Annotated in this window: 16 protein-coding genes and 2 tRNA genes; 9 read left to right on the top strand and 9 right to left on the bottom strand. The window is 28.6% G+C overall.

Annotation, left to right across the window (positions count from 1 at the left end; genetic code table 11):
• Positions 1–122: 122 nt before the first annotated feature.
• Together ACTTA6_RS06820 and ACTTA6_RS06815 are read left to right on the top strand one after the other, a co-directional pair.
• Positions 123–199: transfer RNA gene (locus tag ACTTA6_RS06820), tRNA-Arg, on the top strand.
• Between the two features lie 116 nt (positions 200–315).
• The gene (locus ACTTA6_RS06815) at positions 316–741 is read left to right on the top strand and encodes a PaaI family thioesterase (RefSeq protein ID WP_440613518.1); all 426 of its coding nucleotides are present in this window, start codon (positions 316–318) and stop codon (positions 739–741) included.
• A gap of 1 nt (position 742) precedes the next feature.
• Here ACTTA6_RS06815 and ACTTA6_RS06810 read toward each other — a convergent pair whose 3' ends face one another.
• From ACTTA6_RS06810 to ACTTA6_RS06795, 4 genes are all read right to left on the bottom strand, one after another.
• Positions 743–3,064: a TRAP transporter permease gene (locus ACTTA6_RS06810; protein ID WP_440613519.1), complete on the bottom strand. Its 2,322-nt coding sequence runs from the start codon at positions 3,062–3,064 to the stop codon at positions 743–745.
• 72 nt (positions 3,065–3,136) lie between these two features.
• A complete protein-coding gene (locus tag ACTTA6_RS06805) occupies positions 3,137–4,141 on the bottom strand; it encodes a TAXI family TRAP transporter solute-binding subunit (RefSeq protein WP_440613520.1) in 1,005 nt (334 codons plus the stop codon).
• An 84-nt stretch (positions 4,142–4,225) separates the two neighbouring features.
• Complete coding sequence (locus tag ACTTA6_RS06800; RefSeq protein ID WP_440613521.1) at positions 4,226–5,452, bottom strand: pyridoxal phosphate-dependent aminotransferase; 1,227 nt, start codon at positions 5,450–5,452, stop codon at positions 4,226–4,228.
• A complete protein-coding gene (locus ACTTA6_RS06795) occupies positions 5,453–7,414 on the bottom strand; it encodes an acetoacetate--CoA ligase (RefSeq protein ID WP_440613522.1) in 1,962 nt (653 codons plus the stop codon). It abuts the gene before it with no gap.
• A 174-nt stretch (positions 7,415–7,588) separates the two neighbouring features.
• Between ACTTA6_RS06795 and ACTTA6_RS06790 the strand changes: the two genes are divergently transcribed.
• Genes ACTTA6_RS06790 through ACTTA6_RS06775 form a run of 4 tightly spaced genes read left to right on the top strand, consistent with a single transcriptional unit; the run spans position 7,589 to position 11,672 of the window.
• Positions 7,589–10,066 (top strand): helicase-related protein, encoded by a 2,478-nt coding sequence (locus ACTTA6_RS06790; protein ID WP_440613523.1) that lies wholly within the window; start codon positions 7,589–7,591, stop codon positions 10,064–10,066.
• 4 nt (positions 10,067–10,070) lie between these two features.
• Complete coding sequence (locus ACTTA6_RS06785; protein WP_440613524.1) at positions 10,071–10,487, top strand: TerB family tellurite resistance protein; 417 nt, start codon at positions 10,071–10,073, stop codon at positions 10,485–10,487.
• Positions 10,484–10,810: a ferredoxin FdxA gene (gene fdxA / locus ACTTA6_RS06780; RefSeq protein ID WP_075484280.1), complete on the top strand. Its 327-nt coding sequence runs from the start codon at positions 10,484–10,486 to the stop codon at positions 10,808–10,810. Before ACTTA6_RS06785 ends, fdxA begins: the two co-directional genes overlap by 4 nt.
• Positions 10,767–11,672, top strand: coding sequence for a CarD family transcriptional regulator (locus ACTTA6_RS06775; RefSeq protein ID WP_440613525.1), 906 nt, complete (start codon positions 10,767–10,769; stop codon positions 11,670–11,672). The genes fdxA and ACTTA6_RS06775 overlap by 44 nt, the downstream gene beginning before the upstream one ends.
• Positions 11,673–12,031: 359 nt before the next feature.
• Here the strand turns inward: ACTTA6_RS06775 and ACTTA6_RS06770 are convergent, their stop codons facing one another.
• The 3 genes from ACTTA6_RS06770 to ACTTA6_RS06760 form a co-directional block, all read right to left on the bottom strand.
• Positions 12,032–13,600 carry an AMP-dependent synthetase/ligase gene (locus tag ACTTA6_RS06770; RefSeq protein WP_440680395.1) on the bottom strand — a complete coding sequence of 523 codons (1,569 nt, stop codon included), beginning with the start codon at positions 13,598–13,600 and terminating at the stop codon, positions 12,032–12,034.
• Between the two features lies 1 nt (position 13,601).
• Positions 13,602–13,730 (bottom strand): hypothetical protein, encoded by a 129-nt coding sequence (locus ACTTA6_RS06765; RefSeq protein ID WP_440680394.1) that lies wholly within the window; start codon positions 13,728–13,730, stop codon positions 13,602–13,604.
• Between the two features lie 6 nt (positions 13,731–13,736).
• Positions 13,737–13,821 (bottom strand) — tRNA-Leu (locus ACTTA6_RS06760).
• A gap of 57 nt (positions 13,822–13,878) precedes the next feature.
• Between ACTTA6_RS06760 and ACTTA6_RS06755 the strand changes: the two genes are divergently transcribed.
• From ACTTA6_RS06755 to ACTTA6_RS06745, 3 genes are read left to right on the top strand one after another with little or no spacing between them, the layout of a single operon-like run.
• Entirely contained in the window at positions 13,879–14,484 is a 606-nt protein-coding gene (locus ACTTA6_RS06755) for a YqaA family protein (protein ID WP_428079200.1), read from the top strand.
• Entirely contained in the window at positions 14,477–14,959 is a 483-nt protein-coding gene (locus ACTTA6_RS06750) for a disulfide bond formation protein B (protein WP_440613527.1), read from the top strand. Before ACTTA6_RS06755 ends, ACTTA6_RS06750 begins: the two co-directional genes overlap by 8 nt.
• Positions 14,943–15,476 carry a demethoxyubiquinone hydroxylase family protein gene (locus ACTTA6_RS06745; protein WP_262590095.1) on the top strand — a complete coding sequence of 178 codons (534 nt, stop codon included), beginning with the start codon at positions 14,943–14,945 and terminating at the stop codon, positions 15,474–15,476. The genes ACTTA6_RS06750 and ACTTA6_RS06745 overlap by 17 nt, the downstream gene beginning before the upstream one ends.
• Here the strand turns inward: ACTTA6_RS06745 and ACTTA6_RS06740 are convergent.
• Positions 15,473–16,039, bottom strand: a complete 567-nt coding sequence (locus ACTTA6_RS06740) for an HNH endonuclease (protein WP_440613528.1) — start codon at positions 16,037–16,039, stop codon at positions 15,473–15,475. The two genes, ACTTA6_RS06745 and ACTTA6_RS06740, sit on opposite strands and share 4 nt — an antisense overlap.
• Before the next feature lie 47 nt (positions 16,040–16,086).
• Positions 16,087–16,737, bottom strand: coding sequence for an alpha/beta hydrolase (locus tag ACTTA6_RS06735; RefSeq protein WP_440613529.1), 651 nt, complete (start codon positions 16,735–16,737; stop codon positions 16,087–16,089).
• Position 16,738: the final 1 nt, after the last annotated feature.

Below are 16,738 nucleotides of genomic sequence, written 5' to 3'. Positions count from 1 at the left end.
TAAAATATATTTTTATGTTATTTTATCACATTAATTAATCTTTTTATGCAAAGCTGTGTTTTAATTGAACAAAATTTGTTAATAAAACCATAAAATACAGTATCTTTAATAAAATTAATTTTGGACCGCTGGCCAAATTGGATAAGGCGCTCGGCTACGAACCGGGAGATTCCAGATTCGAGTTCTGGGCGGTCCACCAAAAAGGAAAAAAATGATTGATTGGCTATTAAAAGCTTCTTTACAAAAATCAGTAATTTACTTTTTTATAATTATTACATTGTTATTATTGCTATTAACAATTGTATTGTAAATTTTATGAGTAATGAGTTTGAACAAATAAGTCTAACCCCAGGGTTCATGAAACATAATGGAGGTGTTTTGTTTAGAAACATCTCTGAAACTGAATATGAATTTAAATCTACTATAAATGAAAATCACTTAAATGCTGCAGGAATAACTCATGGAGGCTATCTATCAGCATTAATAGATGCTGGTGCTGGAACCGCAGCTCACAGATCTGCTGATAATGCTCCATGTGTAACTATTTCGTTAGATATTAAATTTATTGGTGCCTCAAAAGTTGGTGATGAAATTATTGGGCACACAAAAATATTAAAAAAAACAAATACATTAATATTTTTATTTTGTGAGCTTATATGTAACAATAAAATTATAACATCAGCAACTGGAGTTTGGAAAATTTTAAAAGTTAAACCTTCAAACTTGGGTCCAGGTGGTTAATTCATTCCTTTCTTCTGATATTAAAATATCCACAAATAACTAATAAAATTAAAGCAATTGGATAAACTATATTTTTCGATGGTCTATCAGAATTTTCAATTTTGAATTCACTGATATAATCTCCCATTTCAAAACCATTTTTTTTTGCTTCTCCATTCCATTTTAAATTATCAACTATTATTTTTTCATCCTGCTCTAATAAAGTAATCCCATAATCCTCTAGAGTAAAATGATCCTCAAATGTATTTTTTGATATTACAAAAAGCTTATATCTTTCTCCGTATAAACTAGGTCTCGTTATTTTAATTTGAATTTCTTTTTCTGAATCTAATTTTAATGAATTTATTTTACTAATTTCTTCGTAATTATATTTTGGATAAAATTTATTTAAAACAAAATCTGGAGACAACAAAGAAATAGAAATGATTAAAAAAATAATAATTTCGTACCATTTAAGCTTATTTACAAACCATCCTTGTGTCGCTGATGTAAAAACTAAAATTCCAATTAATGAAGTTATAATAACAACTAGTCCATGCCAGATATTTTCAATACCAATAAGTAAAAGTTCATGATTAAATAAAAAGACTATCGGCAATATTCCTGTTCTTAAACTATACCAGAAAGCTTGAACTCCAGTTCTTAATGGATCTCCTCCTGATATTCCCGCAGCTGCATAAGAAGCTAGTCCTACTGGCGGTGTTACATCTGCCATCAGTCCAAAGTAAAAAACAAATAAATGAACTGCTATCAGTGGAAAAATAAACCCAGATGCATTTCCAACATCAACTAAAACAGTTGCCATCAAAGATGCAACCACAACATAGTTTGCTGTAGTTGGTAAACCCATTCCTAATAATAAACACAAAATTATAGTTAAAAATAATAGTATTGTGACATTATCTTTAGCAATAGATTCAATAACAATAATTAAGTTTGTACTTAAGCCTGTTGAGCCAACTGCACCTACTATGATACCAGCTGTAGCAATTGCAATGCCAACTGCAACCATATTTAATGCTCCTTTTTCAAAACCAACGATTGTTTGATTAAACCATTCTTTAAAAGAGTCTTTAGAATAATTATTTTTAATTATTAAGTTGATTAGATTGACTAAAATTAAAGTAATTGTTGCATAAAAAATTGAATACGAGGCAGTAAACCTTAAATAAACAAGAGTATAAATTAAAACAAAAATAGGAATTAAAAAGTGAATTCCAGATAAAAATGTCTTTTTCAAATTTGGAACGTCCGCATCGTCCATTCCTTTAAGATTTAATTTTAAAGCTTCTAGGTGAGATATATAAAATAGAGCAATATAGGAAATAATTGCAGGTAAAAAAGCATGTTTAACTATTTCAAAATAAGTAACCCCAATAAAACTTGCCATTACAAATGCTGCGGCACCCATCACAGGCGGCATTATTTGTCCATTTACAGATGATGAAACCTCAATTGCACCTGCCTTTTCTTTAGAGAAACCTGTTTTTTTCATTATTGGAATAGTAAATGTTCCAGTAGTTACGGTATTAGCAATTGATGATCCTGAAATTAAGCCAGTCATTCCTGAACCTAGAATTGCGGCTTTGGCTGGTCCACCTCTCATTTTACCAACCATCGCAAAAGCTAAATCTAAAAAATATTTACCACCACCTGCCGTTTCAAGTAAGGCACCAAATAAAACGAACAGAAAAATAAAATCTACGGAAACCCCAATAGGGATTCCAAATATTGCCTCTTGATCTAACCATTGAAATCCTACCAATCTATTTAAAGACAAGCCTCCATGAGATATTATTTCTGGTGCATACCTTCCAAAATATGAAAATAATAAAAAACAAGTTGCAATGATTACCAAAGGTAATCCAATTGCTCTTCTTGTGGCCTCTAAAAGAATTAAAATACCACATCCTCCTAAAATTAATTCTACTGGAAAATTAAATGTATCAGTGATTTCCAAACTTAAAAGGACACCACCCCTCTCTACTAGTTGATCATAAAAAAAATAAATATAGAGACAAGAAAAAGCACCTACAAAACTTATAATAATGTCAAAAAATGAAATTTTTTTTCCTTTTGCTACCGGGTAAATTAAAAATGCTAAAGTTAATGCAAATCCTAAATGTATTGCTCTAGCAGGCAAACCTTTGAACATTCCAAAATTCAACATAAATGGAAATGGCGACGCGTACCAAAGTTGAAATAAGGACCAAATGATAGCTATTGCAGATACTACCTTTAAATGAAATCCGGTAATGTTTCTAGTTGGTGATAAATCCTCGCTTATTTTATTTTTTATATTGGCGCTAATTGAATCACTCATAAGAAATATTCATACCATAAAAAAAAGGCCCGGTAAAAATTACCAGGCCTTTTAAAAAGTAAAAAACTTAGATTACATTAATCCAGTTTCTTTATAATACTTAATTGCACCAGGATGTAGTGGAGCAGATAAACCATCTTTAATCATGTTTTTCTTTTCCAAAAATCCAAATGCTGGATGTTGTTTTTTGAAATCATCGAAGTTTTCAAAAACTGCTTTTGTAACTAAGTACACTAATTCTTCAGAAACATCAGCCGAAGTTACCACAGTTGCTTTAACACCAAATGTAGTAGCATCTTTTTTCTGTTTTGTATAAGTGCCTTTAGGAATTACAGCCTGCGCATAATAATCAGCACCATCAATTAAGCCTTGAACTTCTGGTCCAGTCAAATTGATTGGAGATGCTTTAGCGGCACAAGTTGCTGCTTGTTCCATTGCACCATTTGGAAATCCAACCGAATAACCAAATGCATCAATTTTACCATCACATAAAGCTTTCACTTGCTCTGAAGAAGTTAACTCTGTCGTTGATTTAAAGAAACTATTATCAACACCCATAGCTTTCATTAGTTCTTCCATAGTTCCTCTCTGACCTGAACCAGGGTTACCAATGTTTACTACTTTACCTTCTAGGTCTGCAAAATCTTTAATTCTTGCTTTTTTTCTAGCCCAAATTTGAAAAGGTTCGTTGTGAACTGAAAACACAGCTCTCAAATCACTAAATTGTTTTCCTTCCCATTTGCTTGAACCATTCACTGCGTGATATTGCCAGTCAGATTGAGCTACACCAAATTGAAATTCTCCAGCTGCTATTTGCCCAATATTGTAGTTTGAACCACCTGTCGATGGAGCAGTACATCTATACGCTTTAGCTGTGCCCTTTTTTCTACCGTGCTCAGCACTAATTGCTGATTTATGAAGCATTTTACATATAGCGTTACCTGTTTGGAAATATACTCCAGTAGGTCCACCAGTTCCTATCGTGAAGAACTCAGCTGATTTAGCAACTGTAGTTAAGGACAGTGATGCAAATAAAATCAGTAAAGCACTTGATAGGGATGTTATTATTTTTTTCATTATTTTTCCCTCTCTATAATTGTATGTCGTTATTTTTTATAAATTAATCTTACCAAAAAATTATAATAGATGTATAGGCTGATTTTAAAGATTTTCTGACCATTTTTTTAAATTATCAACACCTTCTACAACCTTTGGTGCCAACTTTTCGATTATATTAAAATCAATAGATTGATCTACCTTAATACTATTCATGAATTTTTCTCCATCAAAATCAGTAAAGCTTAATCTTGCAAGCATTTTACTTTCATTAAATCCAAAATCTGATCCAGGTAATAATGCAACACCTGTTTCTTTTAAAATATTTTCACACATTTCTGATGAAGTTTTAAATTTAGAATTTAAAAATTCAGGCATTAAATAGAAACCTCCTTGGGGTTCATTAATTAAAATTTTGTTTGATTTTAAATTTTGATAAACATAATTGCCAACAGCCTTTAAAATGTTTCTAGATTTATTAATGTATTTACTATGATTGTTTTCATATGCTTTTATTGCAGCATATTGGATAGGCGCACTTACTGCTGAAAAGGTTTCACTGGCTAAAACATTAATCATATTTTTTATGTCATTTAAGCTCTCTGGAACAATAAAATATCCCAATCTCCAACCACCAGCTCCACACCATTTACTTAGGCCGGTACTGATAATTGTTTTTTCAGGACAAAAATTTGAAATAGACTTATAATTTTTTGTAAAAGTCAGTTCTGAATATATCTCATCAGATAAAATTATAAGATTATGTTTATTTGCAACATTAGAAATCTCTTCCAAATTTTCACAAACTTGTCCTGAAGGATTATTGGGGGAATTTAAAAATAATAAATAATTTTTATTTTTATCTTTTAATATTACTTCCTCTATTTCTTGAGCTGTAGGGAACCAATTATTTTCTCTTTTTGTTTGTAAAATTTGAACTTTGTTTCTTCCTAATATTGCTTGTGGCGCGTAAGAAACCCAACTTGGTGCAGGTAATATAATTTCACCATCGAATATTACATGAAGTAAAAACATCAACTCTTTAGAGCCTGGTCCTATGATGACATTTTCAGAATTATATTCATAATTTTTTTTCTTTGATGTGTATTTTGCAACAGACTGTCTTAGCTCTGAAAGACCTTGCATGGGCAAATATTTGTTTTGATACGCATTATTTTTAAGCTCTTCTACTAAGTCTTGTGGAACTTTAAAGGGTGATTGTCCAAAACCAAATTTAAATATTTTTTTTCCTTCATCTTCAAGTTTTTTTGAAGCTTCATTAATTGCTAGCGTAGAAGATGGTTTTAAATCTTTAACTATATTTTTTAACATTTAATAACTTAACTGTTTCAAATTTTTGTATTGTTTTAAAACTTCTGGGTTTGCTAAAGCTTCTTTATTTTTAACAACACTTCCTTCTATAGTGCTTTTAACTGCAAGCTCAACAATTTTACCACTTTTGGTTCTTGGAATATCTTTTACAACAATTACTTTACTAGGGACATGTCTTGGTGATGCATTTATTCTTATTTGAGTTTTTATTCTATTAAGTAAAGAATCATTAAGTATGTATTCATTACTCATTACAACAAAAAGAATTATTCTTATATCATTATCCCAAGATTGACCAACTACTAGTGCTTCTTTAATTTCTTTAAACTTTTCAACCTCAGAATATATTTCAGCAGTACCAAGTCTTACACCTCCTGGATTAAGGGTAGTGTCAGATCTTCCATGTATAATAAAACCATCGGTATTTCTTTTTTCAGCATAATCACCATGATGCCAAATATTTTTATATCTATTGAAGTAAGCTTTTTTATATTTTACGTCATTTTTATCATTCCAAAATTTAAGAGGCATTGATGGAAATGGATTTTTACAAACAAGTTCACCTTTAGAATTTTTTAAAGATTTGCCACTATCATTAAAGACATCAACATCTAAACCTAAGCCAGAATTTTGTATTTCACCAATATTTACTGGCTGATATACATTTCCTAAAACAAAACACGATACAATATCTGTACCACCCGAAATAGATGAGAGATGAACTTTCTTTTTAATATTTTTGTAAACATATTTAAAACCTTCACTTGATAAAGGAGAACCTGTTGAACATATTGTTTTTAGTTTTTGAAGTTTATATTTAAATTTAAGATTAGGTTCTAATTTTCTTAGAGCATCAACATATTTAGCACTAATTCCAAACAGAGTAATTTTTTCTCTTTGTGCTATTTTTAAAAGTAAATCACTTGATTTATACATTGGAGAACCATCAAAAAGTACTATTGATGCCTTTGAAGCTAACGAGCTTACTAACCAATTCCACATCATCCAACCACAAGTAGTAAAATAAAACACGTTATCATTTTCTTTTATATCGCAATGTAATTGGTGTTCTTTCTTATGTTGAAGAAGAACTCCACCAGTTCTGTGGCAAATACATTTTGGTTTTCCAGTTGTTCCACTTGAATATAAAATAGTCAACTCACTTTCGAAATCATACTTTTTAAAATTTATTTTTTCAAATTGATTATGAATAATCTCACGCCATTTAATTAAATTTATTTTCTTATATTTACTTTTATTAGTGACATATTTTTTTCCAGGATAATTAACAATCACAACATTTTTAATTGACGGAATAGATTTTAAAATTTCAGACAATCTCTCTAATACATTAATTTTTTTCCCATTGTAAAAATACTGGTCTGTAATGAACAAAACTTTTGGATTAATTTGAGAAAATCTCTCAACAACACCTTTAATACCAAAATCAGGACTGCATGATGACCAAATGCTTCCTATAGTGCTCGCTGCTATAAACGCCTCAACTGTCTCGATAGTATTAGGCATATAAGCTGCAACTCTATCTCCTTTTTTAATTTTAATTTCCTTTAAAAACTTTACAATTTTGCCTGTACTTAAATTTAATTCTCTCCAAGATTTTTCTTCTCTAAAGCCATTTTCGCTTATAAAAGTAATCGCCTTATCATCATTATTTTTTGACAATAAATTCTCACCAAAATTTAACTTACTACCTGGTAAGAATAAATTTTTATAAAATATTTTAGATTTTTTAATTTTTTTTTTACTTTTCAATCCTTTAATTTTTGAAAATTCCCAAAAATAATTCCAAAACTCAGGAGAATTTTTAATAGTCCAATTTAAAAAAGTTTTGTAATTTAAATTAAATTTTTTTTTGATTTTTTTTGAAATAAATTTCTCAAAAGCATAAAGATTTGAATTTTTTTTCTCTTTAAAAGATGCTTCCCAAAGTTTATTGGTCATTTTTATTTTTTTAAATTACTATTATAGAATTAATCTCAATTATGATATTCTCATTAATATTAATATAAAAATGAGAACTTTTTACCCTCCGATTCGGTCATGTTTTAGTCTATTTTTGTTCTTTAGCACTAACAATATCTGGTAGGTAAAAAAAATTATACACCAAAGATAGAAATGCCTAAAAATAAAATTACAGCTGTTCTTGGTCCAACAAACACAGGTAAAACTCATCTTGCAATTGACACAATGCTATCTTTTGACAGCGGAATGATTGGGTTCCCATTAAGATTATTAGCAAGAGAGGTTTACGATAAAGTAATAAAAAAAATTAGTATAGACAAAGTTGCTTTAATTACTGGTGAAGAAAAAATAATTCCTACAAACGCAAAATATTATTTATGCACAGTAGAATCAATGCCTATTGAAAAACATTTAGAATTTGTGGGCATAGATGAAATTCAAATGTGTGCAGATCATGAAAGAGGTCACATATTCACAGATAGATTATTAAATTTAAGAGGTGAAAAACTTACAATGCTAATGGGTTCTAGTACTATTAAAAACATCATATCTAAATTAAATGAGGATTTAGAATTTATTAATAGAGATAGATTATCAAAACTCACTTATGCCGGACATAAAAAGATATCAAGAATAAATAGAAAAACTGCAATCATAGCTTTTTCAGCGGAGGAAGTTTATGCAATAGCAGAATTAATAAGAAGACAAAAGGGTGGGGCAGCTATAGTTATGGGTTCATTAAGTCCTAAAACGAGAAATGCTCAAGTAGAACTTTACCAATCTGGAGATGTCGATTTTTTAGTAGCCACTGACGCTATTGGAATGGGAATAAATATGGATCTAGATTATGTATATTTTTCAAATCTTAAAAAATTTGATGGAAAAAAATTAAGAAAATTAAATTTATCTGAAATAGGTCAAATAGCTGGAAGAGCTGGAAGATATTTGAATGATGGTGGTTTTGGAATAACTGGTGATTGTAAAGAAATTTCACCTGAAGAAGTGGAATTAATTGAAGGACATAAATTTGAAGAAATAAGAACTTTATTCTGGAGAAATTCTGATCTTAATTTCAATAACCCAAATTCACTGATTAAAAGTCTTGAAGAAAGACCCCAGATGGAATGGTTAAGAAAAGTTCACGAATGTGAGGATGAAAGAGCGCTAAAATATTTTATAAAAGATGAAAAAAATAATCTAGAATTTAACGAAAGAACTCTCAAATTATTATGGGAATGTTGTCAGATACCTGATTTTGTTAAAAAAACCTACGGCAATCATTATGAAGTGATCAGAAATGTTTTTAAATTTTTAAACAGTGAAAAAGGTCTAATTTCAGAAGATTACATGAGATTACAGCTCATGAAACTTGATAAATTAGAGGGAAATGTAGATTCTTTATCAAATAGAATTGCAAATGTAAGAACTTGGTCTTATGTTTCAAATAAAAATAATTGGGTAGAAAATCAAAATTATTGGATAGAAAAAACAAAACATTTAGAAGATAGACTTTCTGACAGACTTCATGAAGAACTTACCAAGACTTTTATCGACAAAAGAGCAAGTATACTTGCAAGAGGTTTAAAACAAGACATGGAATTCAAAACTGAAATATTACAGAACAATGACGTTAAAATAGATGATCAGTTTATTGGTAAAATCAAAGGTTTGAAATTAGAATTAGATTTAAAAAAAGGCTCTCTTGAAACTGATATCAAGTCATTAAAAAAAGCTGCTAGACAATCAATTGGACCTGAGTTTGATAAAAGAATTCAGTCAATTGTAGATACAGGATTAATAGATTTAAAAGAGGATTTTAAAATATATTGGAATGAATTTCCAATTGCTAGACTGTTACCAGGAAATGATTATTTAAGTCCTAATTTTACTTTAGTTGTTGATGACATTATTGAACAAAATCCAAAACAAAAACTAAATGATTTTATTCAAAAATGGTTAAACTCTAAAATAAGCGATGTCTTGAAAAGTTTAATAGATTTAAAAAACATTAAAGAAGATAAGTCTTCGATTAAAGCTTTAGCTTATCAGCTTTATGAAAATAATGGTGTTTTAAAAAGAGAACAAGTTTCTGATTATTTAAAAAATCTTGAACAAATAGATAGAAAAGTACTTAGAGAATTGGGTGTAAAATTTGGAAGATACCATGTATTCCTTTATCAGCTTATAAAACCAGATGCTGTATCTTTAAGAACCTTATTGTGGAAAAATTTTCATCAAAAATTCTATAATTTAAAACCACCAACTTTTGGATTGAATTTTTTAGAAGATAAAGATTCTCAAAATAAAAACTTTATGCTTCTCTGTGGATTTGAAAAATTTGATAATCTTTTTGTAAGAATAGATATTCTTGAAAGACTCTTTGTACAAATTATTAATGCTACTTCAAAAGAAAATAATGAAATAAAAATGATACCTGAAATGTTAAATCTTTTAGGGTGCAGCAAAGAGAACTTTAAAAAATTATTACAAAAAATGGGTTATAAAACTTATGAGAAAGAACAAGACATGTTTTTTAAATATAATCCTGTTAAAAAATTTAAAAAAATACAGAACAAAAAAGTTTCAAATGAAAATCCATTTAAAGTTCTTAAAAATCTCAAGCTAGGTTAATTTTATGTTTTTTAAAAAGACAGATAAAAAAGAAGAGAATAATTTTATAGTAAAAGTTTGTGCTTTATTAATCCATGCTGCAAAAATAGATGAAAATTATACTGACAAAGAGGAGGAAATAATTAAAAAAACACTTCTAGAGTTGGGCCTTGAAAGTGAAAAAATCACAAAAACTATACAAGATGCAAAAATTATTGAGGAAAATTCAAACCAAATTTTAGACTTCACAAGAGAAATTAAAAATTTACCTGAAAAAGATAAAATTAAAATAGTGGAAGCTCTTTGGTCAATTATTTATTCTAATGAAGATGCGGATATGTATGAAACAAATCTTATGAGAAGATTAGCGGGACTTTTATACATTGACAGTAAAACTATGGGGGATATTAAGCATAGATTAAAAGAGGAAAGTAAAGAGTGACTTATATTGTAAACGACAATTGTATTAAGTGTAAGCTTACTGATTGTGTAGACGTTTGTCCGGTTGATTGTTTTTATGAAGGTAAAAATATGCTTGTAATTAAACCGGATGAGTGTATAGATTGTGGCGTTTGTGAGCCAGAGTGCCCCGTTGATGCTATAAAAGCAGATACAGAACCTGGAAGCGAAAAATGGTTAGAGATCAATAAAAAATATTCAGAAATCTGGCCAAACATAAGTGAGAAAAAAGATCCCCCAGCGGATCACGAAAAATTTAAAAATGAGCAAAATAAGTACGAAAAGTATTTTAAAGAAAATCTTTAAAAGTAAATCAGATAAAAAAATGACAAAAAAAGTTAAAAAGAAAAAAGTAACTAAAGTTAAAAAAGTTGTAAAAACTAAAACTAAAAAAGTCAAAAAAGTAGTAGTAAAAAAAGCTAAAAAAGTATTAAAAAAAATTCCAAATAAATCTCCTAAAATAAAAAAAGTTTCAAAAACTACTGAAACGCCAGATGAACCGAAAGTTGATAATTTAAGAATATCAAAAACTAATGAGGTTAAACCTGAGATAAAAAAAGTTAAAAAACAAGAAACTGAAAAAAGAGAATTTAAAATTAAAGATTATGTTGTTTATCCAAAACATGGCGTTGGTCAAATTACAGAATTTAAAAAAATAAATATCGGTGGTATTGATGTTGAAACATACGTTATCAAATTTGAAAAAGATAAAGCTAATGGTATGGTACCCGTTAACAAACAGTCTCACCTAAGGCCTTTAGCAACAATTAATCAAGTAAACAAATGTATTTCTATATTAAAAAGTAAGCCAAAAATCAAAAGATCAATGTGGAGTAGAAGAGCACAAGAATATGAGGCAAAAATTTCATCAGGTAAAATTTATGAATTAGCTGAAGTTGTAAGAGATCTAAATAAAGGTGATGATCTTATGGTTGATCAATCTTATAGTGAAAGACAACTTTTTGAAAAAGCTTATGAAAGAATGCAATCAGAATTTCAGATAATTTTAAATTTATCACCAGAAGACACTCAAAAAAAATTAGATAAAGCATTAAAGAGAAATGTTGGTGGACAAGCACAAGCTATTAGCGCTACTCCTAAAACTCCAACTGCTGATTTACCTGTCGAAGAGCCTATTTCTGAAACTGACGAACCTTTAGACGAATAAAAAAAAACGCCTCTCACACAAAAAGTTATGAGAAGCGTTTTTTGTAAAGAATACTAAGTTATTATTTTCTTCTTTTCTTAGCCTTTTTAGCTTTTTTCTTAGCTTTTTTCTTAGCTTTTTTCTTAGTTTTCTTTGCCGCTTTTTTTCTTTTCTTAGGCATCTTTAGCTCCCTTTTTAGTTTAACGAATCAAATTGATTCGCTGTTAACTTATTTTTATTTTTTTATACAACTTATGTCAAATCATTAATTAAAAGCGAATTTTAAAAAAAATATTTTTTATTTTTTATTTTTTATAAAAAATTTTTTTATTAATTTAGTTAATGTTTATGCGGTAAATAAACTCTTAATTTAAAGAAATTTAATAAAGTTTTTCTATTTCACTTTTATACTTTTCAATAATTTTATATCTTTTTAACTTTAAAGTTGGTGTCATTAATCCATTTTCAATTGTAAATTGATCTTTAATTACAAAAAACTTTTTAATTTTTTCTATCTTAGATAAGTTTTTATTTATTGTTTCTATTTCTTTTGAAATGTTTTCATCTGACACATTGCTTTCATTATTATTTAAAACTAAAATAGCTATTAAATATGGTTTGTTATCTCCATAAACTAATGCTTGCTCTACATATTCAATCTTCAGTAAGTCATTTTCAATTTTTACAGGTGAAATATTGTCACCACCTGGTGTAATTAAAATATCTTTTTTTCTATCAGTAATTTTTAAGTATCCATTTTCAAAATGTCCTATATCTCCAGTATATAACCAGCCATCCTTTAAAACTTTTTCAGTCTCTTCCTTTTTATTCCAATAACCTAACATAACATTTTCACCTTTAACCAGAATTTCACCATCATCAGCAATTTTCACCTCATTACCACTAAAAGCAGGACCTACTGTATCTATCCTTATATCTTTTATTGGGTTACAACTTACAACTGGAGAAGTTTCAGTTAACCCATATCCTTGCAAAGTCGGTAAACCTATCGAATTTAAAAAAACACCCACTTCTTTATCTAGCGCACCTCCTCCAGAAATGAATGCTTTTAAAGAACCTCCAAACTGAGCTTTTATTTTTTTTCTAACTATTTTTTCACAAATTGTATTTTGCACTTTTTCAAAAAAAGTAAGTTTTTGATTTGTTAGTACTTTTTCTCCTAGATATAGCATTTTGTTTATTAGAGATTTTTTAAAACCAGTAGCTTTATTAAAAGTTGAATTAATTTTTTGATACAGATTCTGATAAAATCTTGGAACAGCTGTCATAATATCTGGACTACACTCCCCCATATTTTTAATTAACTTATCTATACTTTCTGCGTAGTAAACTTCGGCACCTATTGCTATTTGGACAAACTGAACGGTGTGTTCATAAGAATGAGATAATGGTAACCAAGTTAAGAATTTAGGTTTGTAAGATATTATCTCTTTCAAAAGTGAAATAGAACCTTCACAATTATTTAAAATCCCCCCATGACTAAGCATTACTCCCTTGGGGTTACCTTGGGTTCCTGATGTATAAATAATACAAGCTACATCTTTTCTTGAAATTTCTAATTTTAAAAAATCGATCTCTTCACAATCGTTCTTTAGAAAAATATCTTTAATACATATAGTATCTGATTGACTGTCAATTTGATCAAAGGTGATAGCCTTTTTTATAAATGGCTTTGTAGAAATTATATTTTTAATTTTATTATATTGAACTTGATCTGAGACAATTATTACTGATGGATTACAATCATCAATTAAATATTCATAATCTCTTTCGGTATAAGTGGTATAAGCTGGCACGGTAATTCCACCTGCTAACATTATCGCTAAATCAGATATCATCCATTCAGGTCTATTTTCTGAAATTAATAAACATCTATCTTTTTTTTGAATTAAAGATTTAAGCTCGTCGCTTAATTTTAAAATATTCAAATTAAGTATCTCTCCAAGAAAATTTATCGTTTGGATTTTTTAATGATTTTAGAAAAATTTGATCTGCTTTTTCTTTTGTATACTGATTATAAAATAGTTCTAAAAGATTATTATAGTTTTTTATATTCATAAACTTTGGTGGGCGAAGAGAGAATCGAACTCTCACTTCTTGCGAAACACGATTTTGAGTCGTGCGCGTCTACCAGTTCCGCCATTCGCCCATTAAATTAAATTATAATTAAATAGTATAAGAACTAAAATTATATTAAAACCAAAAAATGTTCCAAAGTCTTTATAAAAAGTGTTTAAATTTAGCTGCTCACAAAAGTTCAAATTTGTACTTAGGAATTGTTTCCTTCACTGAAAGTTCGTTTTTTCCTATACCTCCAGATGTAATGATTATTCCTATGGTGATTGCTAAAAAAAAAGAATATTTTAAAATATTTTTAATCGCATCTTTATTTTCAGTTTTAGGTGGAATTTTTGGATATTTACTAGGTTATTTGTTCTATGATTTAGCTATTCATGTAATTGAATTTTATGGTTATGAAAATAAAGTAGAAAATTTGAAGACAAGTTTGTCTCAAGGATCAGGTTTTTTTGCCTGGCTAAGTATTCTTTTTCTAGCAGGATTTACTCCACTTCCCTATAAAGCATTCACTATTGCTAGCGGTGTTGTTGGTTTTAGTTTACCTGTATTTATTGTTGTAAGTTTAATCTCGAGAAGTCTTAGATTTTTTATTGTTGCTTATTTATCTTATAAATTTGGTGACTTATTTACTGAATTCATGGAGAAGCATGGTTCAAAATGGTTCACTATAATTGGAATTTTAATAGTTATAGTATTAGGAATTATATTTTTAATTTTTAAATTTAATGCTTAAAAATAAATCATTGTTTCTTAACCTGATTTTATTTGTCAGTTTCGTTGCTTTATTTTCAGCGTTCTTTATTGAATATATTTTGGGTCATCAACCATGCAATCTTTGTATCTTAGAGAGAATTCCATATGTAATTGCAATAGTAATTATACTCTTGAATTATAAATTTTCTCAGTTTGAAAAAATATTTTTGGTTTTATTAGTAATTGTTTTTTTAACGGCTACTATCTTATCAGTTTATCATTTTGGTATTGAACAAGGATTTATCGAGGAATCTCTAGTTTGTGACCTAAAAAATGGCTCTGAGGCAACATCCAAAGAAGAAATTTTAAAACAATTGCAGGAACAAAAAGTGAGCTGCAAAGATGTAACATTTAAAATTTTTGGATTATCACTTACAACTTACAATATTGTAATTTCTATACTAATTACAATCAATGCATTAAAAATTTATTTAAACTATGCCAAAAGTGAGTAAAAAAAAAATTGAAGAATTTATAAGGGTAGATCATGCTGGTGAGCGTGGAGCAGTTAAAATATATGAAGGTCAATTGTTAGCTTTAAATACATTTGTCAAAGATGAAAATTTGAAAAAAATCATAGAAGATATGAAAATTCATGAAAAGGAACATAGTGAATTCTTTGAAAATGAAATTAAAAAAAGAAACATTGCTCCTACAAAACTTTTACCACTGTGGGATTTGCTAGGTGTTGGTTTGGGATTTGGTTCTACTTTGTTAGGGAAAAAAGCAGCCATGCTATGCACAGCATCTGTAGAGGAAGTAATTGATGAACACTACTTAAATCAAATTAATCAATTAGATGAAGATGAAAAATTTCTCAAAAACAAAATTACAAAATTTAGAGAAGATGAGCTTAATCATAAAGATATCGCTTATGAAAAAGGTGCAACTAAAAAAGGACCTTATAGTATTTTAGATAAAATAATTAAAACTGGTTCTAAAATTGCAATTAATATTTCTGAAAAAATTTAAGTTTCTAATTCAACATCCCAATACAAATAATCCATCCAACTTTTATGTAAAAAGTTAGGAGGAAAGTTCTTGCCATTTTTATGTAAATCTTCTGTTGAAGGTCTGAATGGATATTGATTTAATTTCATTCCTGAATGTTTTAATAATTTTCCACCTTTTTTTACATTACAAGCTGAACAAGCTGTAACAACATTGTCCCAATTTGTTTCTCCACCTTTAGATCTTGGAAGCAAATGATCAAAAGTAAGTTCCTCATTACTTCCACAGTATTGACAAGAGAATTTATCTCTTAAAAAAACGTTAAATCTAGTAAAACTTGGTTTCGTTTGAGGAACAATATAGTCTTTTAAAGCTATAACACTTGGTAGCTTCATATTAAATGAAGGGCTTCTGATAGTTCTATCGTAATGACTTACAATTATAACTCTATCAAGAAAAACTGATTTCACAGTGTCTTGCCATGACCATAATGATAGAGGGTAATAGCTTAGGGGTCTGTAATCAGCATTAAGAACTAATGCAGGACATTTTTCTAATGACACATCTTGTTCAATAAAGTTCACATTAAAACATTAACTTAGTTTAGCATTATAATCAATATGATCAGATATTAAATTTTTTTTAAAATATAATTTAATGCTGTACTTGATGCCTCGATAGGAATGTGATGGTCACAATTTTTTATTAATAACGTTTCAACAGGAATATTATTTCGAATTAAAAAATCTTTAGCTTCAAGTAAATGTGTTGATGGAACAATTTGGTCGACATCACCATGTATGAGTAATGTATCTGTGCTATTTTTGATTCTATCTTTCAAATTAATTTGATCTATTATTTTCCCTGAAAATCCTACGACACATAAAAATTTTTCATTTGAGGTAAGACCAACATTCAAAGACATCATGCAGCCCTGGCTAAAGCCTGATAAACAAATTTGTTGATTTGATAAGTTGTATTCAGTTTTAACTTCCTCAATAAATTTTTTAATAACATTTTCAGCTTTAATTGACTCTTCAAGAATATAAGATGGATCTTCTTTGGTTAAATCAAACCATTGATATCCTGATGGATTAATTGCACACTTTTCATGTCCATTAGGACAAATAAAAATAGTGTTTGGCAGATGTCTTTTCCAATTTAAAGTTAACATACTTATGTCTTTTCCATCTCCACCATACCCATGAAGTAAAATTATCGCATTCTTAATTTCTATTCCTTCTTCTGGCTTGATGATGATTGAATTAAGGCAAAATGTCATA

It is taken from the genome of Candidatus Pelagibacter sp. HIMB1636 (genome assembly GCF_052047675.1).
In the GTDB taxonomy this organism is placed as follows: domain Bacteria; phylum Pseudomonadota; class Alphaproteobacteria; order Pelagibacterales; family Pelagibacteraceae; genus Pelagibacter.
This window is presented reverse-complemented; position numbering and strand designations above follow the sequence as displayed.